Genomic DNA, 22,733 nt, shown 5'->3' on the forward strand with positions numbered 1-22,733 from the left:
CTCAGTGCTTATCCAGCGCTAAATTAAGTTCCACCAGGTTCACCACCGGCTGGCCGATAAAACTGACCAGCGGCTTTTGCGTGTATTGTGCAACCAGGCGCGACACCTCTTCAACGCTGAGGTTGCGGGCCTGCGCCACGCGAGGAATTTGCCAGGCCACCGCGGCGGGCGACAGGTTGTTATCCAGCCCGCTGGCCGACGCGGTTACCAGTTCTAGCGGAACGGCAGGATTAGCCTGTGGATTGGCTGCACGCAGCGCGGCAATCCGGCTTTGCAACTGTTTATCCAGTTCCGGGTTGCTGACGGCCAGGTTACTGCCACCAGAAGCCATGGGATTATAGGGCATTTCCGCCGTCGCAGACGGACGCCCCTGAAAATAACCGGCGGCGGTAAAATGTTGCCCAATAAGCTCAGAGCCGCGAACAACCTGATCTTCGCGGATCAACGAGCCGTTAGCCTGGTGGGGAAACCACCACTGCCCCAGCGCGGTGGTCAGCAGCGGGTAAGCCCCGCCGGTAATAAGCATCAGGAAAATCAATGTTGATAATGCAGGACGTAATCCACTCATCTGAAACCTCACACCAGACCCAACAGGGTCAGCAGTAAATCAATCGCTTTAATACCAATAAATGGCACCACCAGACCGCCCAGACCGTAGATCCACAAATTACGGCGCAACATTGCAGATGCGGATAACGGCTTGTAGCTCACGCCTTTAAGCGCCAGTGGGATCAGAAAAACGATGATCAGCGCATTAAAGATAACCGCGCTGAGGATCGCTGAATCCGGCGAATGCAGTCCCATGACGTTAAGCGCATTGAGCTGCGGATAGGTGGCGGCGAACGCGGCCGGGATAATGGCGAAATACTTTGCTACGTCATTGGCGATACTGAAGGTGGTCAGCGAGCCGCGCGTCATCAGCATCTGTTTCCCAATGTGCACCACTTCAATCAGTTTGGTGGGGTTGGAATCGAGATCCACCATGTTGCCAGCTTCCTTCGCCGCCTGGGTCCCGGAGTTCATGGCGACCGCGACATCCGCCTGCGCCAGTGCCGGGGCGTCGTTGGTTCCGTCGCCGGTCATCGCCACCAGACGGCCTTCCGCCTGATACTGACGAATCAGCGCCAGCTTGGCTTCCGGCGTGGCCTCCGCTAAGAAATCATCCACCCCGGCTTCTGCGGCGATCGCGGCGGCGGTCAGGCGGTTATCGCCGGTTATCATCACCGTTTTGATCCCCATTTTGCGCAGTTGGGCAAAACGTTCTTTGATCCCGCCTTTCACAATATCTTTCAGGGCTATCACGCCCAGTACGCGGGAGCCTTCGGCTACCACCAGCGGCGTAGCGCCAAGGCGAGCGACGTTGTCGACCTTCTGCTCGACATCGGCGGGGAAGTGACCGCCGTTGGCTTCAACGTGACGACGAATGGCATCGACCGAACCTTTGCGGATCATACGGTTGTCGATGTTGATACCGCTCATCCGGCTTTGCGCGGTAAACGGCACAAAGGTCGCGTGCAGCGATTGCACGTCGCGAATACGCAGATTAAAGCGCTGTTTTGCCAGAATAACGATGCTGCGGCCTTCCGGTGTTTCATCGGCCAGCGATGAAAGCTGTGCGGCATCGGCCAGCGTTTTTTCGTCCACGCCCTGGGCAGGCAGAAAATCTGAAGCCTGACGGTTACCCAGCGTAATAGTGCCGGTTTTATCCAGCAGCAGGACGTCCACGTCCCCCGCGGCTTCGACCGCACGTCCGCTGGTGGCAATGACGTTCGCGCCCAGCATACGGCTCATCCCGGCCACGCCAATGGCAGAAAGCAGACCGCCGATGGTGGTGGGGATCAGACAAACGAGCAGGGCAACCAGTACCGTGACGCTGACCGCGCTGCCGCCCCAGGCGGAAAACGGCCATAGCGTGGCGGTCGCCAACAGAAAGACGATAGTCAGGGCAATCAGCAGGATCGTCAGGGCGATTTCATTGGGGGTTTTACGCCGCTGCGCGCCTTCGACCATGGCGATCATCCGGTCGAGGAATGTTTCGCCGGGGTTTACGCTACATTCGATCACCAGCCAGTCGGAGAGGATGCGAGTCCCGCCGGTGACCGAGGCAAAATCGCCACCGGATTCACGAATGACCGGCGCAGACTCACCGGTAATCGCGCTTTCGTCTACCGATGCGCCACCTTCGATCACCTCGCCGTCACACGGGATAATATCGCCAGCTTCCACCAGCACAATATCGCCTTTACGGAGATCATCGGCAGGGACGTGATCCATGGCCGAGCCGTATTTTGGTTCGCGAAGTTTGCGGGCAAAGGCGGTTTTTTTCACCCCTTTCAGACTGTTCGCCTGTGCTTTACTGCGCCCCTCAGCCAGCGCTTCGGCAAAGTTAGCGAACAGGACGGTAACCCACAGCCACAGACTAATCGCGCCGGTAAACCACGGATTGCCTGGCATATAACCTGTTGCCATCGCCAGCGTTAACAGCGTGGTCAGCAGGCTGCCCAGCCAGACGAGAAACATCACCGGATTACGCCATTGGGTATGTGGGCTTAATTTTTTCACGGCATCCATCAGCGCCTGTGCGACCAGAGAAGGTTCGAACAGCGCCAGTTGCTTGCGACTCATAGTAATGTGCTCCGCATCACTCAGTGTAATGACAGGTATTCTGCGACCGGGCCAAGGGCCAGGGCAGGAACAAAGGTGAGAGCGCCAACCAGTAACACCGTACCGATTAACAACCCGACAAACAGCGCGCCGTGGGTAGGTAGCGTGCCAGGGCTGGCAGGCTGGATCTTTTTACTGACCAGCGACCCGGCAATAGCCATCACGGGTACGATCACGCCGAAGCGACCGAAGAACATGCACAGCGCCAGCAGGCAATTCCAGAACGGGCTATTGGCGCTTAATCCGGCAAAGGCGCTACCGTTGTTGTTCGCGGCAGATGACACGGCATACAGCACTTCACTAAAACCATGTGGACCCGGGTTGAGCATGGCGCTGCGCCCGGCATCGGTCATCATTGCTATTGCTGTGCCGAGCAGGACCAGCGCAGGTGTGACCAGAATCGCCAGCGCGGTCATTTTCATTTCGCGCACGTCGATTTTCTTACCCAGGTATTCCGGTGTTCGGCCAATCATCAGCCCGGCGATGAACACAGCCAGCAATACGAACAGCAGCATGCCGTACAGACCTGAACCCACACCGCCGAAGACCACTTCGCCAATTTGCATCAGCCACATCGGCACCATTCCGCCGAGTGCGGTAAAGGAGTCATGCATCGCAATCACTGCGCCACAGGATGCCGCCGTTGTGGCGACCGCAAACAGACTGCTGACCAGTACGCCAAAGCGGCTCTCTTTGCCTTCCATGTTGATATTGCTGTCTGCACCTAACTGCATCAGATGCGGGTTGCCCTGAACTTCGGCCCACATCACGACGGCTACGCAGATGACAAAAATGAGCGACATGGCACATAACAGGGTCCGGCCCTGACGACGATCGCCCACCACATCGCCAAAGGCAAAACACAGCGCGGTAGGAATTAAGAAAATAGCCAGCATCTGTACCAGGTTGGTCAGTGCGGTTGGGTTTTCAAACGGATGTGCTGAGTTAGCGTTAAAGAAACCGCCCCCGTTGGTGCCGAGCATCTTAATCGCTTCCTGCGAAGCTACAGGTCCCATCGGCAGCAACTGTCTCACCCCTTCAAGCGTCGTGATGGGCTGATAGGGCAATACGTTTTGCAGCGCGCCTTGTTGAATAAAAAACAGGGCGATGAGCAGCGCAATCGGCACGAGGATCCACAGTGTAATACGAACCAGATCGACCCAGGCATTACCCAGCGTATCCATGCTCTGGCGCGTAAAGGCACGCGTCAGGGCAAAAATCACCGCAATCCCGGTCGCCGCGGACAGGAAGTTCTGCACGGTCAACCCAGCCATCTGGCTGAAGTAGCTTAAAGTGGTTTCACCGGCATAAGATTGCCAGTTGGTATTGGTGACAAAACTCACCGCGGTGTTGAGCGCCAGATGCCATGAAAGTCCTGGAAGCTGCTGAGGATTCAGCGGCAGCAGGTTTTGCGCCATCAGCATCGAAAACAGGACCAGCAGGCCCAGTACATTGAGCGCGAGGATTGCCAGCAGATACTGCCGCCAGTTCATCTCCTGTTGCGAAATGCCCAGACCACGCCAGAGCACACTCTCCACGCCAGCGAGGCCCGGCAGAGACGTATTATTGATGAGTCGGGCCAGCCCAAACCCCAGCGGTCTGGCGATGACAAACAGCACCAGCAAGAAACTGGCAATGAGTAAAAATCCTTGAGCCGCCATCAGAACGCCTCCGCATTAATCAGGGCATACACAAGGTAACCTAATAATAAAAAGACCAGCCCAATGCCGGTTATCACGCCTGCACTCACAGTGCACCTCCAGTGGCATAAATGTGATAACCAGAGCGTAGGTTTTTGCTTGCAAAGATTTCGCAAAAATCGGCGGGCGGGGTGTAAAAAAAGTATAAAAGTGGCAAAGACCATTATTTAACTAATGGTTAGTATTAATTTAACTTTTATGTAACTTAATTACGGTTTTAAGCTAAACGGGGCATAAATAGATAAAAATAAGTGGTCGGATGAGTAGTAAAATTACACACAAGGCGGTATTATTTTCATCAGTTAACCAACTTTATTTTTCCGGTGCGATTCACCGAACAGTTATATGGGAGAGGATTATGGACTTTTATAAAGAATATCCAGCACACATTGTTTTCTTACGCCGTACCTTTGCCGTAGTGGCGGGCGTACTGGCGCTGCCGGTCATGCTGTTCTGGAAAGACCGTGCCCGTTTTTACAGCTACCTGCATCGCGTCTGGTCTAAAACCAGTGATAAGCCGGTGTGGATGGAGCAGGCTGAAAAAGCCACCTGCGATTTCTACTGATAATTAATGAATCCTAAAAGCCGCTGATATCAGCGGCTTTTTTGCTCATGATAGCTACACTTATCTCAGGAATGAAAAGGAGCGATCATGAGCGAGAAAATCCCTGTTGGTATCAGTGCCTGTCTGTTGGGGGAAGCGGTTCGCTATGATGGTGGGCATAAGCGCCTGGCCTTTGCTGTAGAAGAACTGTCGCCGTGGGTCGCGTTCGAACCCGTATGCCCTGAAATGGGGATCGGGTTACCGGTCCCGCGACCTGCGCTGCATCTGGTCAAAGAGGGCGAGGCTGTCTCCCTGCGTTTTAGTGATAAGCGCGAGGGGTATTTTCGTACGCAATTAAATTCTCGTCAGCGACAAGAGCTGGCCTCTCTCATTGACGGCTATCGACGTGCGACTCAACCGCTGCTTGCGCCAATAACATTACTCAAACACTATATGGCGGAATACCCGGATGCTTATCTCTCCGGGCAGCGCTATTTCAATCCTTGGCCAGAGGCTCTGCGTTTGCGCTACGGGCGTTAATTTTTTTCTTCAGGAGTGTTATGACCACCCATTTGGTCTGGTTTCGGCGTGATTTACGTCTGCACGACAACCTCGCGCTGGCGGCGGCTTGTCGGGATCGTTCTGCGCAGGTGCTGGCGTTATATATATCTACCCCCGGGCAGTGGAAGGCCCACGATATGGCCCCGCGTCAGGCGGCATTTGTCAACGCGCAGTTGAATGCGTTACAAGCGGCGCTGGCAGAAAAAGGCATCCCTTTACTGTTTCATGAAGTGGCTGATTTTGCGGCCAGCGTGGACACCGTCAAACGTGTCTGCCTGCAGTATGACGTCAGTCGATTATTTTATAACTATCAATATGAAATAAACGAACGACAGCGTGATGTAAACGTAGAGAAATCATTACCCCAGGTGGTGTGCGAAGGGTTTGATGACAGCGTGATCCTGCCTCCTGGAGCGGTGATGACCGGCAATCATGAGATGTATAAAGTGTTCACGCCCTTTAAAAATGCCTGGCTGAAGCGGATTAAAGACGGTATTCCAGAATGTGTGAGCGCGCCAAAAATGAGAGAAAGCGGCGCTCTTGACGCACCGTTAACATCAATAACGCTGAGCTATCCGCAGCAAAATTTTGATGCCCAAAGGTTTGTGGCAGAGGAAAAATTGGCCATCGCGCAATTACGCCAGTTTTGCCAGCAGGCTGCGGGAAAATACGAGCATCAGCGTGATTTTCCCGCGATTGACGGGACCAGTCGATTATCCGCAAGCCTGGCGACAGGCGGGTTATCGCCGCGCCAATGCCTGAATCGACTGCTCGCAGAGCAGCCGCAGGCGCTTGAGGGCGGGGCGGGCAGCATCTGGCTGAACGAGCTTATCTGGCGTGAATTTTATCGTCATCTGATGACGTATCATCCGGCGCTGTGTCGGTATCAACCCTTTATCCGCTGGACCGATCGCGTGCAATGGCAGAATAACCCGACGCATTTGCAGGCCTGGCAAACGGGTCAAACGGGTTACCCGATTGTGGATGCGGCGATGCGTCAGCTCAACGCCACGGGCTGGATGCATAATCGTTTACGCATGATTACGGCCAGTTTTTTAGTAAAAGACCTGCTGATCGACTGGCGTAAAGGGGAGCAGTATTTCATGTCGCAACTGATCGATGGCGACCTGGCGGCCAATAACGGCGGCTGGCAGTGGGCCGCATCCACCGGAACCGATGCCGCACCGTATTTCCGCATATTTAACCCCACGACGCAGGGCGAAAAATTTGACCGTGGCGGTGAGTTTATCCGCCAGTGGCTGCCGGAATTGCGCGATGTGCCGGGTAAAGCCATCCATGAGCCGTGGTCGTGGGCGGAAAAAGCGCAGGTGACGCTCAACTATCCTCGCCCGATTGTCGATCATAAGCAGGCCAGACTGGCTACGCTGGCGGCATATGAGGCGGCGCGAAAAGGGTAAAGGCAGGGTGGATTTCTGCGTAATGCCTTCCAGCAAAATGAATTTGTTGCAGTTGGGCGCGGTTAGCGCTGAAGCGTGCGCGCAAGGTTGTTAATGCCCTGATGCAGATGCTTTTATCTGGCAGTAAAGTTCCGTCATCTTCATTCGGGTGATGGAACTTGATGACAATGCCAACAACCTCCACACCGCACGACGCGGTATTTAAAACGTTTTTACATCATCCCGAAACGGCGCGGGATTTTCTCGACATTCACCTGCCAGCTGAACTGCGGATGCTTTGCGATTTGAATTCGCTGAAGCTGGAGTCAGAAAGCTTTATTGAAGCGGATTTACGTTCGCGCTACTCCGACGTGCTCTGGTCTTTGCACACACGCAACGGTGACGGTTATGTCTATGTGGTGATAGAGCATCAAAGTTCAGTTGAGCCGCATATGGCTTTTCGTCTGTTGCGTTATGCGATGGCGGCGATGCAGCGTCATCTGGACGCAGGGCATAAGGAACTGCCTCTGGTGATACCGATGCTCTTTTATCATGGCTGCCGAAGCCCCTATCCGTACTCATTGTGCTGGCTGGATGCCTTTGCTGACCCTGTGGCGGCAAGACAGCTTTATTCCAGCGCATTTCCGTTGGTAGACATAACGGTGGTACCCGATGATGAGATCATGGCTCACAGACGAATGGCGCTGCTGGAATTAATGCAAAAACATATCCGTCAGCGGGATTCGATGGGGCTGGTAGAGCAACTGGCCACGCTGCTACTTACTGGATGCGCTAATGACACGCAATTACAGGCGATGTTTAATTACATCCTACAATCTGGCGACGAATCTCGTTTTAATAAATTTATGCAGGAGATAGCGCAACGGATCCCCCAACATAAGGAGAGGCTGATGACTATTGCAGAGCGGTTACGGTTAGATGGATTACAGGAAGGGTTACAGCAGGGTAAACAAGAAGCCGCATTACGTATAGCGCAAACCATGCTGGAGCAAGGTATAGATCGCACAATGGTGCTACTGGTTACAGGTCTTACTGAAGAGGAACTCGCAGCAATTCATGCATAATTACCTGAAAAAACAGGCCCGAATCTTATCACATCATCGGGCCTGTGCACTCAGGACTCTACCGCTAACGCACGGTTTCTGAATTTCAGCGACTGGTACAGCCAAATCAGCAGCACCAGTACCACACAGGCCAGTGCGCCCCAGGTAATTTCGCTAAAGACGTCGATATAGGCATTGATGGAATAGTTGATGGCGCCGGCAGCGTCAAACGAACTTTGTGACGTCTGGTCGGCGATCACCCCAGCCAGGTAGTTGGCGATTGCGCCGGAAAGCAGCATATAAATGCCGGTTAATACACCGGTTACTCCGGGGATCTCAATGCGGGTAATTTGTGACATTGCCACCGGGTCGATAAACAGTTCCGCAAAGCCCATGACCGCCAGCCCCAATACCATCAGCGGCATGGAAGAGTGGCCGTAAGCGGCGGACCAGCGGGCGCTTAAGGTCAGAATACAAAAACCGGCGCTCATTAAACCGAGACCAAGGGCAAATTTGCCCCAGATGCGTACGGTGCGATTGCCGCCTACACTCTCTTTGACCACCCATGCCAGCACGATACCGCACAGCATAACCGCAAAGGCGTTAACCGACTGGAACATCGCGGTGGGTACGGAATACCCCATAATGTCGCGATTAACAAAGCGGTCGATATACAGGCTGATTGAGCTACCGCCCTGTTGAGCAAAGGCCCAGAACAGCAGGCTAAAGAAGGTCAGCGTGACGATGAGCCCCAGCTCTTTGCGCTGCTTCTGGGTTTGCGCCTGGCGGTAAATCTTCGCCAGAACCGCCAGACCGATAACAGTAGCAACGATCAGGGCGTACACGGACCACTCTTTCCAGAACAAGACAGTAATCAGCAGTGGGGCGGCAACCAGCAGAACTAACAACCAGGCCCAGTTCGGAAACATGTATTTTTTCGCGCGCAGGACGGCCTTATTGACGCCGGTGGTATGGGCGAAATGGCGATTACCACATAAGAAAATCACCAGCCCTGCCAGCATGCCGATAGCGGCCAGCGCAAACCCCATCGCCCAGCTGTACTCTTCCTGCACATAGCCACAGGCTATCGGGGCAATGATTGAACCGATGTTGCCGGCGGCGTAGAGCAGAGAGAACCCACCGTCGCGGCGGGGATCTTCAGGCTGATACAGTTCACCCAGCAGGCAACTGACGTTGGATTTAAACAGACCGTAGCCACAGACGATAATCGCTAGCGATAAATAAAGGAATGCCGGGGCCATTTCGCTGGCGCCCAACACCAGATGCCCCACCGCCATCAAAAATGCGCCGATCATCACCGCCATCCGGTTGCCGAGCACTTTATCTGCCAGATACCCTCCGAGAATGGGCGTGACGTAGACCAACGAGCAGTAGGCGCTGAACAGTTCGTAGGCGTGATTATCGTCGTACTTAAGCTGGTTAGTGAGATACAGAATCAGCAGCGCACGCATACCGTAAAAACTGAAATATTCCCAAATTTGTAGCGCGACAACGTAATAAATCGCCCGCGGTTGAGATGCTTGTTTATTCATTGTTTTCTCGAAGTAAATGTCTCGCAACAGGTTGAATGTGCTGTGCGGGCGTGTTTCCTTAAAGTTGTAACTTTGATACAGATCTGATTATTTTTGCAATATGCTGTCTGATTGCATAAATATACATGAATTAGATCGCGTGGTGGTATGCAAATTACGTTCTACAGTGGTGTGATTGTTTCTTAATGTGTCAGTGAAATGACTATCGACGAACGCAGGCGAGGACGCTATTTTAACCTAAGCTGTGTTGCTGATTGGGCAGGCAGAACTTATGACAACGAGGACGATGATGAAAAACACCGAACTGGAACAACTGATCAATGACAAACTGAACAGCGCCGCCATTAGCGACTATGCGCCGAACGGTTTGCAGGTTGAGGGCAAAGAGACGGTGCATAAAATCGTGACCGGCGTGACCGCAAGCCAGGCGCTGCTGGACGAGGCGGTGCGCCTGCAGGCCGATGCGGTCATCGTTCATCACGGTTATTTCTGGAAAGGCGAATCTCCGGTGATTCGCGGCATGAAGCGCCATCGTCTGAAAACGCTGTTGGAAAATGATATCAACCTGTATGGCTGGCATCTGCCGCTGGATGCCCATCCGGAACTGGGTAATAACGCGCAGCTTGCCGCGCTATTGGGGATTACCGTGATGGGGGAAATTGAGCCGCTGGTACCGTGGGGTGAACTCTCTATGCCGGTTCCGGGGCTGGAGCTGGCGTCGTGGATTGAAGCGCGTCTGGGCCGTAAACCGTTATGGTGCGGTGATACCGGGCCGGAAAAGGTGCAACGCGTCGCGTGGTGTACGGGGGGCGGTCAAAGCTTCATTGATAGCGCAGCCCGGTTTGGCGTCGATGCCTTTATCACCGGTGAAGTCTCAGAGCAAACCATTCACTCTGCCCGCGAACAGGGGCTGCATTTTTATGCTGCCGGTCACCATGCGACCGAACGCGGCGGGATTCGCGCATTAAGCGAATGGCTGAATGAAAATACCGATCTGGATGTCACTTTTATTGATATTCCTAACCCAGCGTAATAAAGAGGGACGAAAGTGCAGCGAGCGCGTTGTTATCTGTTAGGTGAGACTGCGGTAGTTCTGGAACTGGAGCCGCCCATTACGCTGGCGACTCAAAAACGTATCTGGCGTCTGGCCCAGCGTCTGGTTGATGCTCCGAATGTACGTGAAGCGATTCCAGGAATGAACAATATCACGGTGATCTTGCGTGACCCACAAACGCTGGCGCTGGATGCGATTGAACGTCTGCAGCGTTGGTGGGAAGAGAGCGAAGCGCTGGAGCCGGATTCGCGTTTTATTGAAATTCCCGTGACTTATGGCGGTGAGTTTGGCCCCGATCTGGCAGAGGTCGCCCGGCACAGTGGATTAAGCGACAAGCAGGTTGTTGAACTTCATGCGTCAGTCGACTATGTGGTGTGGTTTATTGGCTTTCAGCCAGGGTTCCCCTATCTGGGGAGCTTACCTGAACCACTCCATACCCCCAGACGGTCAGAACCGCGTCTGCTTGTTCCGGCAGGTTCTGTAGGTATCGGTGGATCGCAAACGGGGGTCTATCCGCTTGCCACGCCTGGCGGATGGCAATTGATTGGGCGTACCTCCGTGTCGTTATTTGATCCAAAACGAGAAGAGCCGATCCTGTTGCGCGCTGGGGATACCGTGCGTTTTGTTCCGCAGAAGGAGGGGGTATGTTAAACATCATTCGTGCGGGCATGTACACCTCGGTCCAGGACGGCGGACGCCACAATTTTCGTCAATCCGGCATCAGCCACTGCGGCGCGCTGGATAAACCGGCGTTAAACGTTGCTAACCTGCTGGTGGGAAATGATGCGAATGCCGCTGCGCTGGAAATCACGCTGGGGCAACTGGTAGTCGAATTTGAAGCTGATGGTTGGTTTGCCCTGACCGGCGCCGGATGCGAAGCGCATCTGGATCGCGCTCCTGTGTGGAGTGGGTGGCGACTGCCGGTGAAAGCGGGACAGCGACTGACGCTAAAACGTCCACATCATGGTATGCGTAGTTATCTGGCGGTTGCGGGCGGATTTGATGTTCCCGAAGTCATGGGCTCGCGCAGCACCGATCTTAAAGTCGGCATTGGCGGGCTGGAGGGGCGTCTGCTGCGTGATGGCGATCGGCTGGCGATTGGGGCATCTACCCGGCAATTCAGCGGACCTCAGGGGGTAAAACAGCTGATGTGGGGAAACCACATTCGTGCGCTGCCCGGGCCTGAATACCAGGAATTTGACGAGGTCTCGCAGGCGTCTTTCTGGCGTTCGCCGTGGCAGCTTAGCCCGCAAAGCAACCGGATGGGCTATCGCCTGCAGGGGCAGCCGTTGACGCGTATGACCGATCGCGAGTTGCTGTCGCATGGCTTACTCCCCGGCGTGGTGCAGGTTCCGCATAATGGTCAACCGATCGTGCTGATGAACGATGCCCAGACGACGGGCGGCTATCCGCGCATCGCCTGTATCATCGAAGCGGATATGTACCATCTGGCGCAGATCCCGCTCGGTCAGCCGATTCATTTTGTGCAGTGTTCGCTGGAGGAAGCGCTTAAGGCGCGCCACGATCAGCAGCGTTACCTGCAACAGTTAACATGGCGACTTAATAATGAAAATTGATCTCAACGCAGACCTCGGTGAGGGCTGTGCTAACGATGCAGCGCTGCTGCAACTGGTGTCGTCAGCTAATATCGCCTGTGGATTTCACGCCGGTGATGCGCAAACCATGCTTTTAAGCGTGCGTGAAGCGCTAAAAAATGGCGTGGCGGTAGGCGCACATCCGAGCTTTCCGGATCGGGAGAATTTTGGCCGTAGCGCCATGACTCTGCCTGTGGAAACGGTTTATGCGCAGACGCTGTATCAAATTGGCGCGCTGGCAGCCATTACGCGCGCGGAAGGCGGCGTGATGCGCCATGTGAAACCCCACGGTATGCTTTATAACCAGGCGGCAAAAGATCCACAGTTGGCGAACGCGATTGCGAAAGCGGTGCATGCCTGCGATCCTTCGCTGGTTCTGGTGGGGCTGGCGGGAAGCGAACTGATTCGCGCCGGGGAACATTATGGCCTGGTGACGCGTCAGGAGGTTTTTGCCGATCGGGGTTACCAGGCTGACGGCAGTCTGGTTCCGCGTAGCCAGCCTGGCGCATTGATTGAGGATGAAGAGCAGGCGCTGGCGCAAACGCTAGAAATGGTGCAATCCGGTAGAGTAAAAAGCCAGAGCGGAACATGGGCGAACGTGATAGCCCAGACGGTATGCATTCATGGGGATGGCGAGCACGCACTCGCTTTTGCCCGTCGCTTGCGCAGCGCATTCGAAGCATGCAATATTCAAATTAGCGCATAATTTTTTCATACAAAACAATAATATATTACACAACAACATAAGGGATTTAATTATGGGAGAGGTCATTTCTCTCTGGCCATTGACGGGTATCGCCGTCATTGTGGTCGGATTTCTTTTACGTTTTAACCCGGTATTGGTGGTCATTATTGCCGGGATCGTCACCGGACTGGCGGCGCATATGCCAATCGCTACCATTCTGGAAAAGCTGGGTGAGGGATTTCTCAACACCCGCAACCTGCCGTTTATCCTGCTGATCCCCCTGGCGGTTATTGGTCTGCTGGAGCGTCACGGACTCAAAGAGCGCGCTCAGGCGTGGATTGCCAAAATCCGCAGCGCCACCAGCGGCCGTCTGCTTATTGTCTATCTGTTTATTCGTGAGGCGACCGCCGCCTTAGGGCTGACCAGCCTGGGGGGACATCCGCAGATGGTGCGTCCGCTGCTGGCGCCAATGGCGGAAGGGGCCGCCGAGAAAAACCACGGTGAGATACCGGGCGCGGTTCGTTATCGTCTGCGCGCCATGTCTGCCGCGACTGATAACGTTGGGCTGTTTTTCGGTGAAGATATCTTTGTTGCCTTCGGTGCCATCATATTCATGCACAATTTTATGCTGGAATCGGGCGGGATCCAGACCGAACCGCTGCATATCGCCCTGTGGGGGATCCCGACGGCAATTTGCGCCTTCCTGATCCACGGCACGCGTCTGTGGCGGCTGGATAGCTATTTGCAGCGTGAAGTGGCGAAAGCGAATGCCGCAGCGAAAGGGGAAGCGAAATGAATTTTCAGCAAAGCTATCTCTACTGGCTGGCAGGCGCGGTATTACTGATTGTGGCGCTGATGTCGTGGCGGGATAAGGCTAACCCGCGTCGCTTAACCACCGGTTTGTTTTGGGGCCTGTACGGCGTTCTCTTTCTGCTTGGCGACTGGACATACTCGCTGTTTGGCGATAAACGCGCTGTGCATATTGCCGTCGGCGTCGCGGTGGTCATACTGGCCCTGATCGCCGGTTTCGGCGGCGTAAAGCTGGGAAGCTACCATCAACGAACGCAGCAACAGCGCGAAGAGAGCGCCAGTCGTCTGGGTAATCGCCTGTTTTTTCCGGCGCTGGCGATCCCGGTGGTAACCGTTATCGGCGTGCTGATGTTCAACCATATTCCGGGTTTACAGGATGCGCTGTTTGGGCCGGGTAATCATGCCACGCTGGTGACGCTCTTTTCGATGACCGCAGGTTCGTTGATTGGTCTGGCGATGGCGATAAAAATGACCCATGAGCGGGTGCATCAGCCGATTCAGGAAGCGCGCCGACTGCTGGACTCCATCGGGTGGGCATTCATCCTGCCGCAAATCCTGGCCACGCTCGGACTGTTGTTTACTGCGGCGGGCGTCGGCAGCGGCATTTCATATCTGACCCAGGAATATCTGGCGGTGGATAGCCGTTTTATCGCGGTGGCGGTGTACACCATTGGTATGGCCTTGTTGACGATGGTGATGGGCAATGCGTTTGCCGCTTTCCCGATCGTGACCGCGGGAATCGGTATTCCGATCCTCGTACTGCAACACGGTGGTAACCCGGCGGTGATGGCGGCGATTGGTATGTTCTCCGGCTATTGCGGAACATTGATGACGCCAATGGCGGCGAACTTCAATATTGTGCCTGCGGCGCTGCTGGAGCTACCAGACAAAAACGCGGTGATTAAAGCGCAGGTGCCAACCGGCATACTGCTGCTGTTGGTTAACGTTTTCCTGATGTATTTCCTGATGTTCCTGTAAGGAGGAAGGATGAAAACAGTACTCATCACGGGATTTGAACCCTTTGGCGGCGAGTCAGTTAACCCTTCCTGGGAAGTGGTCTCGGGTCTCGACAATGCTATCATCGATGGATGCCGTGTCGTTGCTCGCCAGTTGCCGTGCGTCTTTGGCGAGTCTCTCTCCGTACTCAATGCCGCGATTGACGCATTGTCGCCATCGCTGGTGCTGGCGGTGGGGCAGGCGGGTGGCAGAACGGATATCACCGTGGAGCGCGTGGCGATCAATGTTGACGATGCGCGTATTGCGGATAATCAGGGGCAACAGCCGATTGATGTACCGATTGTGGCCGATGGCCCTGCGGCGTGGTTCAGCACATTGCCGATCAAAGCGATGGTTGTCGCCATGCGCAACGCGGGAATTCCGGCCTCGGTTTCTCAGACGGCGGGTACCTTCGTGTGTAACCACGTGATGTATGGCCTGCTGCATAAATTACGCGACGTGCCGGCAGTGAAGGGCGGTTTTATTCATATTCCTTATCTGCCACAACAGGTCGCGCAGCACCCCGGTGCGCCAAGTATGGCGGCGGAAACAGTACGTCGGGCGCTGGAGGTCGCGATTGCCACCGCATTGCAGTTGGAAAGCGATATCGCGGTAACAGGCGGCGCAACACATTAACAAAGGACAGTATTATGCCTGAAGGCCCGGAGATCCGCCGCGCGGCGGATACCCTGGAGGCGGCAGTCAAAGGTAAACCCCTGACGGATGTCTGGTTTGCCTTTGAGCAGTTAAAACCGTATCAATCCCAACTCATCGGGCAGAGTGTTACCCAGCTTGAAACGCGGGGTAAAGCCTTGCTGACCCATTTTTCCAATGGCCTGACGCTGTATAGCCACAATCAGCTTTACGGCGTGTGGCGAGTGGTAGATACCGGCAACATTCCGCAAACCACGCGGGTGCTGCGCGTCAGGCTGCAAACCGAGGATAAAACTATCCTGCTGTATAGCGCGTCTGACATCGAAATGCTGACGCCAGAGCAGCTCACCACCCATCCATTTCTGCAACGGGTTGGACCGGACGTGCTGGATTTGCGTTTAACGGCCGCAGAGGTAAAAACGCGTCTGCTGTCATCCCGTTTTCGCAATCGCCAGTTTTCCGGGCTGCTGTTGGATCAGGCATTTCTGGCGGGATTAGGTAACTATCTGCGGGTAGAAATTCTCTGGCATGTGGGGTTGACCGGTCAGCATAAAGCGTCACAGCTTAGCGATGAACAGTTGGATGCGCTGGCGCAAGCGCTGCTTGATATTCCACGTCTGTCGTATAACACTCGCGGCCAGGTCGATGACAATAAACACCACGGCGCGCTGTTTCGCTTTAAGGTCTTTCATCGGGATGGAGAAGCCTGTGAGCGCTGTGGCGGCATCATCGAGAAAACGACTCTTTCCTCGCGACCCTTTTACTGGTGTCCGGGCTGCCAGCATTAGGTGGACTGTCTTGGCGCATGCGCTGAAATAAAACGTGCCACCGCCGGACCGGTCAATAAAATACTGAACAGCCGCAGGGTTTGCATCGCCATGATTAGCGCTATATCGGCGTGGCTGCCAGCGGCAATTACCGCGACGGAATCCACTCCGCCAGGGCTGGTCGCCAGATAGGCGGTGAGAAAGTCGATTTGCATATAATGCGCCAGCCCCCAGGCCATCGCGGCACAAATCGCCATCAGTGAAAAAATGGACAACAATATTTGCGGCAGTGGCCGCAGCGCCATTAAAAAAATCTGTTTGTCAAAGCCAAGACCGATTTGCCAGCCAATCGCCATATACGCTATCGCCAGTAACCATTCCGGCAGTTCAATGACCATTATACCGCCTGCGTTTAGCAATGCGCCCGCCAGCATGGGCAGTAACATCACGCCGGAGGGGATACGCAGTAAGCGCCCGGCCACACCAGCAACTGCGGCCAGCAGTATGGTACTTAACAGATTAAGACTCAGCGGTGGAAACCAGACGATTTGCTGGCCGACCGTTTGTGCCTGTTCGCCCATGACAAATCGGGTGACCAGCGCGGCAGCGCCGACCACCAACAGTACGCGCAGATACTGCATAAACGCCACCAGCCGGATGTCAGCGCCATAATCCTGCGCCATCGCAACCATCGCGGCTGCCCCGCCAGGTGATGACCCCCACGCGCCGGTGTTCCCCGGTAGATTGCTGTAGCGAACCAGCAGCCAGCCGATCACCGCGCTGCTAATAAGGGTTGCCAGCAGGATGACAATCACCATCGGCCAGTGTGCCGCAAGTGTCGTTAAAATGGATCCGGTGAGGTTTTGCGCAATCATGCAGCCGAGAATGGCCTGTGCGGCAAGAAATGTGCAGCGGGGAGGGTGCAGGGAGATCCCGCGCATACTGAAAATGATACCGACAATCATCGAGCCGAGCAGCAATGCGCCTGGAAGATGTATCAACAGAAAGAACAGGGAAAGAAGGAGTGATAGCAGAAATAGCAGGCTCCACTGCAAAACAGGCATCCCATGCTCCTGAGTGAAATGAGGAAGATCTCAGTAAATCATAGAGAAAACGTGATGAGAATAAAATAATGTGGGTCAAGAATAAACAGACCGGACAGCGGCATTAACACCCTGTCCGGCCTGGAAGATTCAAGGGAGTAGGCCGGACAGGCGAGAGCGCTATCCGGCAGACAATTAACGCTTAATATCAGACTTAAAGTCGCGCTTGTCGTAGCCGGTATACAGCTGACGTGGACGAGCGATTTTCATGCCGTCGGTGTGCATTTCGTTCCAGTGTGCAATCCAGCCAACGGTACGCGCCATAGCGAAGATCACAGTGAACATGGAGGACGGAATGCCCATCGCTTTCAGAATGATGCCAGAGTAGAAGTCGACGTTCGGGTAGAGTTTCTTCTCGATGAAGTACGGGTCGTTGAGCGCAATGTGCTCAAGCTCCATTGCCACTTCCAGCAGATCATCTTTGGTGCCCAGCTCTTTCAGCACTTCATGGCAGGTTTCACGCATCACGGTGGCGCGCGGGTCATAGTTTTTGTAAACACGGTGACCAAAGCCCATCAGGCGGAAAGAATCATTCTTGTCTTTCGCGCGGCGAACAAATTCCGGAATGTGTTTAACTGAGCTGATTTCTTCCAGCATTTTCAGCGCAGCTTCGTTGGCGCCGCCGTGTGCCGGTCCCCACAGGGAAGCAATACCAGCCGCGATGCAGGCAAACGGGTTCGCGCCAGAAGAACCTGCGGTACGTACGGTAGAGGTCGAGGCGTTCTGTTCGTGGTCAGCGTGCAGGATCAGGATACGGTCCATGGCGCGTTCCAGGATTGGATTAACTTCGTATTTTTCGCACGGCGTGGAGAACATCATGTTCAGGAAGTTACCGGCGTAGGAGAGATCATTGCGCGGGTAAACGAACGGCTGGCCGATGGAGTATTTGTAACACATCGCTGCCATGGTCGGCATTTTGGACAGCAGACGGAAAGCGGCGATTTCACGGTGACGCGCATTATTTACGTCCAGCGAATCGTGATAGAACGCAGCCAGCGCCCCGGTGACACCGCACATAACGGCCATCGGGTGAGAGTCACGGCGGAAACCGTGGAACAGACGCGTGATCTGCTCGTGAATCATGGTATGGCGAGTGACCGTGGTTTTGAACTCGTCGTACTCCTCCTGCGTCGGTTTTTCGCCGTACAGCAGGATATAACACACTTCCAGATAGTTGGACTCGGTCGCCAACTGGTCAATCGGGAAGCCGCGATGCAGCAAAATGCCTTCATCACCATCGATGAACGTAATTTTGGATTCGCAGGATGCGGTAGAGGTGAAACCTGGGTCAAAAGTAAACATCCCCTTTGAGCCAAGGCTACGAATATCAATAACATCTTGACCGAGCGTACCTTTCAGCACATCCAGTTCAATAGCAGCGTCACCATTTAGAGTGATTTTTGCTTTAGTATCAGCCATTTACGGTCTCCTTAGCGCCTTATTACTTAAGACTGCGGAAGTCAGACTTGTTTTCGATACATCAATCAACCGTTACCAGTTTTTTATTCGGCTCGCCGCTCTGCGATAGAGGCGAAAACCAGGGTACAGAGCAATGGGCGCTTGCAGGTAAATCAGTTAACTCATGGTGAAATAGTAACAAATCAACAACTTAGCAATCCGAATTATTTAACCTGTCTATCACTAATAACTGTCCTGAAGGTATTGGTCAATACTTCCACACTGTTACATAACTAAATCTCCGGTGAAAGAGTGACCCCATAACTTTTACGCATTATATGCTTTTTCTGGTGTCGTTTGTAACAACTTTGTTTAATGATTGTCAAATCAGATGATTAAAAATTAAAATAATGTTGTTATCGTGACCTATGTCACTGTTCGGGATAAAACCCGACAAACTATATGTAGGTTAATTGTAATGATTTTGTGAACGTCCTATACTGCCGCCAGGTCTCCGGAATACCCTGCAATCCCGAGCCAACCAGCGTTGTAACGTGTCGTTTTAGCAACTGGAAGCAGTGTTTTATATGACGCGTAGTTATAGTAAGGACGCTGTCTGACCCGCAAGCAGACCGGAGGAAGGAAATCCCGGCGTCTTTCAGACTACAGAAGTCTTATCTTCTGTGCCCGAAGTCCAAAGGGAATAATAAGAACAGCATGTGGGCGTTATTCATGATAAGAAATGTGAAAAAACAAAGACCTGTCAATCTGGATCTGCAAACGATCCGGTTCCCAATCACGGCGATAGCGTCCATTCTCCATCGCGTTTCCGGAGTGATCACCTTCGTGGCGGTCGGGATTCTGTTGTGGTTATTGGGTACCAGCCTTTCCTCCCCTGAAGGTTTCCTCACGGCGTCATCCATTATGAATAACTTCTTTGTGGAGTTAATCATGTGGGGGATCCTGATTGCGCTGGCCTATCACGCCGTAATGGGCATTCGCCATCTGTTGATGGATTTTGGCTATATCGAAGAAACCCTCGAAGCAGGGACACGCTCCGCCAAAATTTGTTTCGTTATCATTGTCGTGCTTTCACTTCTCGCAGGAGTCCTCGTATGGTAAGCAACGCCTCCGCATTAGGACGCAACGGCGTACATGACTTCATTCTGGTCCGTGCTACCGCTATCGTTCTGACGTTATACATCATCTATATGGTCGGCTTCTTCGCCACCAGCGGCGAGTTGACCTTTGAAGTCTGGACCGGTTTCTTCTCATCGGCATTCACCAAAGTTTTCACCCTGCTGGCGCTTTTTTCCATCTTGATTCATGCCTGGATTGGCATGTGGCAGGTGTTGACCGACTACGTTAAACCGCTGGCTGTACGCCTGATTCTGCAACTGGCTATCGTCGTTGCGCTGGTGGTTTACGTCATTTATGGATTTGTTGTGGTGTGGGGTGTGTAATGAAACTGCCAGTCAGAGAATTTGATGCTGTTGTGATTGGTGCCGGTGGCGCAGGTATGCGCGCGGCGCTGCAAATTTCCCAGAGCGGACAGACCTGTGCGCTGCTCTCCAAAGTATTTCCAACCCGTTCCCATACCGTATCCGCGCAGGGTGGCATCACCGTGGCGCTCGGTAATACCCATGAAGATAACTGGGAATGGCACATGTACGACACCGTCAAAGGGTCGGACTACATTGGCGATCAGGACGCAATTGAATATATGTGTAAAACCGGCCCGGAAGCGATTCTGGAGCTGGACCATATGGGCCTGCCGTTCTCTCGTCTCGATAATGGCACCATTTATCAACGTCCGTTTGGCGGTCAGTCGAAAAACTTCGGCGGCGAGCAGGCGGCTCGTACCGCCGCAGCGGCAGACCGTACCGGCCACGCGCTACTGCATACCCTGTATCAGCAGAACCTGAAAAACCACACCACCATCTTTTCTGAGTGGTATGCGTTGGACCTGGTAAAGAACGCTGACGGCGCGATTGTCGGTTGTACCGCACTGTGTATCGAAACCGGTGAAGTGGTTTACTTTAAAGCCCGCGCAACCGTACTGGCCACCGGCGGCGCAGGCCGTATTTATCAATCCACTACTAACGCCCACATCAATACCGGTGACGGCGTCGGTATGGCTATCCGCGCTGGCGTGCCCGTGCAGGATATGGAGATGTGGCAGTTCCACCCCACCGGTATCGCCGGCGCGGGCGTGCTGGTCACAGAAGGCTGCCGCGGTGAAGGCGGCTATCTGCTGAACAAACACGGCGAGCGCTTCATGGAGCGTTATGCCCCGAATGCGAAAGATCTGGCGGGTCGTGACGTGGTGGCGCGTTCCATCATGATCGAAATCCGTGAAGGCCGCGGCTGTGATGGCCCGTGGGGGCCGCACGCCAAGCTGAAACTCGATCATCTGGGTAAAGAAGTGCTGGAATCCCGTCTGCCGGGTATCCTCGAACTGTCACGTACGTTTGCCCACGTTGACCCGGTGAAAGAGCCGATCCCGGTAATTCCTACCTGCCACTACATGATGGGCGGTATCCCGACCAAAGTAACCGGCCAGGCGCTGACCGTAAACGAGCAGGGCGAAGATGTGGTGATTCCGGGGCTGTTTGCGGTAGGCGAAATCGCCTGCGTATCGGTTCACGGCGCCAACCGTCTGGGCGGCAACTCGCTGCTGGATCTGGTGGTCTTTGGTCGTGCGGTGGGTCTGCATCTGCAGGAATCTATCGCGGAACAGGGCGACCTGCTGGATGCGACGGAAGACGAGATCGATGCTTCTCTGGCCCGTCTGAATCGCTGGAACGGCAACCGTAACGGCGAAGATCCAGTGGCCATTCGCAAAGCGCTGCAGGAATGTATGCAGCATAACTTCTCGGTATTCCGCGAAGGCGATGCGATGGCGAAAGGACTGGAAGAGCTGAAAGCGATTCGTGAGCGTCTGAAAAACGCCCGTCTGGATGATACCTCCAGTGAATTTAACACCCAGCGCGTTGAGTGTCTGGAGCTGGATAACCTGATGGAAACCGCTTACGCCACCGCAGTCTCTGCAAACTTCCGTACCGAAAGCCGTGGCGCGCATAGCCGCTTCGACTTCCCGGAACGTGATGATGAAAACTGGCTGTGCCATTCCCTGTATCTGCCAGAGTCGGAAACCATGACGCGACGTCAAGTCAATATGGAACCGAAGCTGCGCCCGGCATTCCCGCCGAAGATTCGTACTTATTAATGCGGAGACAGGACAATGAAACTCGAGTTTTCAGTTTATCGCTATAACCCGGATGTTGACGATGCTCCGCGTATGCAGGATTACACCCTGGAGGCGGAAGAAGGGCGCGACATGATGCTGCTGGATGCGTTAATGCAGCTGAAAGAAAAAGATCCGTCGCTGTCGTTTCGTCGTTCCTGCCGTGAAGGGGTCTGCGGCTCTGACGGTCTGAACATGAACGGCAAAAATGGACTGGCCTGTATCACACCTGTTTCTGCGCTGAATCAGCCGGGCAAGAAGATTGTCATTCGCCCGCTGCCGGGTTTACCGGTTGTGCGCGATTTGGTGGTAGACATGGGACAATTCTACGCACAGTATGAGAAGATTAAGCCTTACTTGTTGAATAATGGGAAAAATCCACCGGCTCGCGAGCATTTACAAATGCCAGAGCAGCGTGAGAAGCTCGATGGGCTGTATGAATGTATTTTGTGTGCATGCTGCTCAACGTCCTGCCCATCATTCTGGTGGAATCCGGACAAGTTCATCGGTCCGGCAGGTCTGCTGGCCGCGTATCGCTTCCTGATTGACAGCCGCGATACCGAGACCGACAGCCGCCTGGAAGGTTTAAGTGATGCTTTCAGCGTATTCCGCTGTCACAGCATCATGAACTGCGTCAGCGTATGTCCTAAGGGGCTGAACCCGACGCGCGCTATCGGCCATATTAAGTCGATGCTGCTCAAGCGTAGTGCGTAAGTTGTTGTAGTGGTTGCCGGATGGCGACGTAAACGTCTTATCCGGCCTACAGGTACAATCCCGTAGGCCTGATAAGTGAAGCGCCATCAGGCAAATTGTTAATGTAGGAAACCTCTAAAAACTGCCACATGATTAGACAGTTTTTAAAGGTTCCTTCGCGAGCCAAACAAAAAGAGCTCGCAAGTGAACCCCGGCACGCACATCGGTGTGCGTGGTAGTATCCACGG

Annotated in this window: 23 protein-coding genes and 1 pseudogene; 16 read left to right on the forward strand and 8 right to left on the reverse strand. The window is 54.1% G+C overall.

Annotation, left to right across the window (positions count from 1 at the left end):
* Position 1: 1 nt before the first annotated feature.
* From kdpC to kdpF, 4 genes are read right to left on the reverse strand one after another with little or no spacing between them, the layout of a single operon-like run.
* Positions 2-568 (reverse strand): potassium-transporting ATPase subunit KdpC, encoded by a 567-nt coding sequence (gene kdpC, locus OOJ59_RS02645; protein WP_137346999.1) that lies wholly within the window; start codon positions 566-568, stop codon positions 2-4.
* Positions 569-576: 8 nt separating this feature from the next.
* Positions 577-2,625, reverse strand: a complete 2,049-nt coding sequence (kdpB, locus tag OOJ59_RS02650; RefSeq protein ID WP_085047503.1) for a potassium-transporting ATPase subunit KdpB — start codon at positions 2,623-2,625, stop codon at positions 577-579.
* A 20-nt stretch (positions 2,626-2,645) separates the two neighbouring features.
* Positions 2,646-4,325, reverse strand: a complete 1,680-nt coding sequence (gene kdpA, locus OOJ59_RS02655) for a potassium-transporting ATPase subunit KdpA (RefSeq protein ID WP_268063330.1) — start codon at positions 4,323-4,325, stop codon at positions 2,646-2,648.
* The gene (gene kdpF, locus OOJ59_RS02660) at positions 4,325-4,414 is read right to left on the reverse strand and encodes a K(+)-transporting ATPase subunit F (protein ID WP_077949339.1); all 90 of its coding nucleotides are present in this window, start codon (positions 4,412-4,414) and stop codon (positions 4,325-4,327) included. Before kdpF ends, kdpA begins: the two co-directional genes overlap by 1 nt.
* A gap of 308 nt (positions 4,415-4,722) precedes the next feature.
* Between kdpF and OOJ59_RS02665 the strand changes: the two genes are divergently transcribed.
* The 4 genes from OOJ59_RS02665 (at position 4,723) to OOJ59_RS02680 (ending at position 7,951) form a co-directional block, all read left to right on the forward strand.
* The gene (locus OOJ59_RS02665; protein WP_003022870.1) at positions 4,723-4,929 is read left to right on the forward strand and encodes a YbfA family protein; all 207 of its coding nucleotides are present in this window, start codon (positions 4,723-4,725) and stop codon (positions 4,927-4,929) included.
* 87 nt (positions 4,930-5,016) lie between these two features.
* Complete coding sequence (locus tag OOJ59_RS02670) at positions 5,017-5,448, forward strand: DUF523 and DUF1722 domain-containing protein (RefSeq protein ID WP_085047501.1); 432 nt, start codon at positions 5,017-5,019, stop codon at positions 5,446-5,448.
* A gap of 20 nt (positions 5,449-5,468) precedes the next feature.
* Complete coding sequence (gene phrB / locus OOJ59_RS02675) at positions 5,469-6,887, forward strand: deoxyribodipyrimidine photo-lyase (RefSeq protein ID WP_160955888.1); 1,419 nt, start codon at positions 5,469-5,471, stop codon at positions 6,885-6,887.
* A 161-nt stretch (positions 6,888-7,048) separates the two neighbouring features.
* Positions 7,049-7,951 carry an Rpn family recombination-promoting nuclease/putative transposase gene (locus OOJ59_RS02680; RefSeq protein WP_160955887.1) on the forward strand — a complete coding sequence of 301 codons (903 nt, stop codon included), beginning with the start codon at positions 7,049-7,051 and terminating at the stop codon, positions 7,949-7,951.
* Between the two features lie 50 nt (positions 7,952-8,001).
* Here the strand turns inward: OOJ59_RS02680 and dtpD are convergent, their stop codons facing one another.
* Positions 8,002-9,483, reverse strand: a complete 1,482-nt coding sequence (dtpD, locus tag OOJ59_RS02685; RefSeq protein WP_160955886.1) for a dipeptide permease DtpD — start codon at positions 9,481-9,483, stop codon at positions 8,002-8,004.
* Between the two features lie 289 nt (positions 9,484-9,772).
* Here dtpD and ybgI point away from each other — a divergent pair, with 289 nt between their 5' ends.
* Genes ybgI through nei form a run of 8 tightly spaced genes read left to right on the forward strand, consistent with a single transcriptional unit; the run spans position 9,773 to position 16,065 of the window.
* Complete coding sequence (ybgI, locus tag OOJ59_RS02690) at positions 9,773-10,516, forward strand: radiation resistance protein YbgI (RefSeq protein ID WP_016152273.1); 744 nt, start codon at positions 9,773-9,775, stop codon at positions 10,514-10,516.
* 15 nt (positions 10,517-10,531) lie between these two features.
* Complete coding sequence (pxpB, locus tag OOJ59_RS02695; RefSeq protein WP_038638862.1) at positions 10,532-11,188, forward strand: 5-oxoprolinase subunit PxpB; 657 nt, start codon at positions 10,532-10,534, stop codon at positions 11,186-11,188.
* Positions 11,182-12,114, forward strand: a complete 933-nt coding sequence (pxpC, locus tag OOJ59_RS02700; RefSeq protein WP_038638865.1) for a 5-oxoprolinase subunit PxpC — start codon at positions 11,182-11,184, stop codon at positions 12,112-12,114. The genes pxpB and pxpC overlap by 7 nt, the downstream gene beginning before the upstream one ends.
* Positions 12,104-12,838, forward strand: a complete 735-nt coding sequence (gene pxpA, locus OOJ59_RS02705) for a 5-oxoprolinase subunit PxpA (protein ID WP_160955885.1) — start codon at positions 12,104-12,106, stop codon at positions 12,836-12,838. The genes pxpC and pxpA overlap by 11 nt, the downstream gene beginning before the upstream one ends.
* A gap of 52 nt (positions 12,839-12,890) precedes the next feature.
* Entirely contained in the window at positions 12,891-13,613 is a 723-nt protein-coding gene (locus OOJ59_RS02710; protein ID WP_003831395.1) for a DUF969 domain-containing protein, read from the forward strand.
* Positions 13,610-14,605, forward strand: a complete 996-nt coding sequence (locus OOJ59_RS02715; protein WP_038638872.1) for a DUF979 domain-containing protein — start codon at positions 13,610-13,612, stop codon at positions 14,603-14,605. The genes OOJ59_RS02710 and OOJ59_RS02715 overlap by 4 nt, the downstream gene beginning before the upstream one ends.
* A 9-nt stretch (positions 14,606-14,614) precedes the next feature.
* Positions 14,615-15,259 carry a pyroglutamyl-peptidase I gene (gene pcp / locus OOJ59_RS02720; RefSeq protein ID WP_160955884.1) on the forward strand — a complete coding sequence of 215 codons (645 nt, stop codon included), beginning with the start codon at positions 14,615-14,617 and terminating at the stop codon, positions 15,257-15,259.
* A 14-nt stretch (positions 15,260-15,273) separates the two neighbouring features.
* Positions 15,274-16,065, forward strand: a complete 792-nt coding sequence (gene nei / locus OOJ59_RS02725) for an endonuclease VIII (RefSeq protein WP_085047495.1) — start codon at positions 15,274-15,276, stop codon at positions 16,063-16,065.
* On the opposite strand, the gene OOJ59_RS02730 is transcribed toward nei, so the two are convergent.
* The 3 genes and pseudogenes from OOJ59_RS02730 to OOJ59_RS02740 form a co-directional block, all read right to left on the reverse strand.
* Positions 16,062-17,108: an AbrB family transcriptional regulator gene (locus OOJ59_RS02730; protein ID WP_137351016.1), complete on the reverse strand. Its 1,047-nt coding sequence runs from the start codon at positions 17,106-17,108 to the stop codon at positions 16,062-16,064. The genes nei and OOJ59_RS02730 overlap by 4 nt on opposite strands.
* A gap of 174 nt (positions 17,109-17,282) precedes the next feature.
* Positions 17,283-18,566 carry a citrate synthase gene (locus OOJ59_RS02735; protein ID WP_006685463.1) on the reverse strand — a complete coding sequence of 428 codons (1,284 nt, stop codon included), beginning with the start codon at positions 18,564-18,566 and terminating at the stop codon, positions 17,283-17,285.
* Positions 18,567-18,769: 203 nt separating this feature from the next.
* Positions 18,770-18,880, reverse strand: a pseudogene (locus OOJ59_RS02740) (hypothetical protein).
* Positions 18,881-19,262: 382 nt separating this feature from the next.
* On the opposite strand from OOJ59_RS02740, the gene sdhC reads away from it, so the two are divergent.
* The 4 genes from sdhC to sdhB are packed head-to-tail and all read left to right on the forward strand — an operon-like array spanning position 19,263 to position 22,506.
* Positions 19,263-19,667, forward strand: coding sequence for a succinate dehydrogenase cytochrome b556 subunit (gene sdhC / locus OOJ59_RS02745; protein WP_042309715.1), 405 nt, complete (start codon positions 19,263-19,265; stop codon positions 19,665-19,667).
* Positions 19,661-20,008, forward strand: a complete 348-nt coding sequence (gene sdhD / locus OOJ59_RS02750) for a succinate dehydrogenase membrane anchor subunit (RefSeq protein ID WP_005122550.1) — start codon at positions 19,661-19,663, stop codon at positions 20,006-20,008. The genes sdhC and sdhD overlap by 7 nt, the downstream gene beginning before the upstream one ends.
* Entirely contained in the window at positions 20,008-21,774 is a 1,767-nt protein-coding gene (gene sdhA / locus OOJ59_RS02755) for a succinate dehydrogenase flavoprotein subunit (RefSeq protein WP_038638885.1), read from the forward strand. The genes sdhD and sdhA overlap by 1 nt, the downstream gene beginning before the upstream one ends.
* Positions 21,775-21,789: 15 nt before the next feature.
* On the forward strand, positions 21,790-22,506 hold the full coding sequence (gene sdhB, locus OOJ59_RS02760) for a succinate dehydrogenase iron-sulfur subunit SdhB (RefSeq protein ID WP_038638888.1): 717 nt from the start codon (positions 21,790-21,792) through the stop codon (positions 22,504-22,506).
* Positions 22,507-22,733: the final 227 nt, after the last annotated feature.

The organism is Citrobacter sp. W9 (assembly GCF_026719375.1).
Classification (GTDB): Bacteria; Pseudomonadota; Gammaproteobacteria; order Enterobacterales; family Enterobacteriaceae; genus Citrobacter; species Citrobacter werkmanii.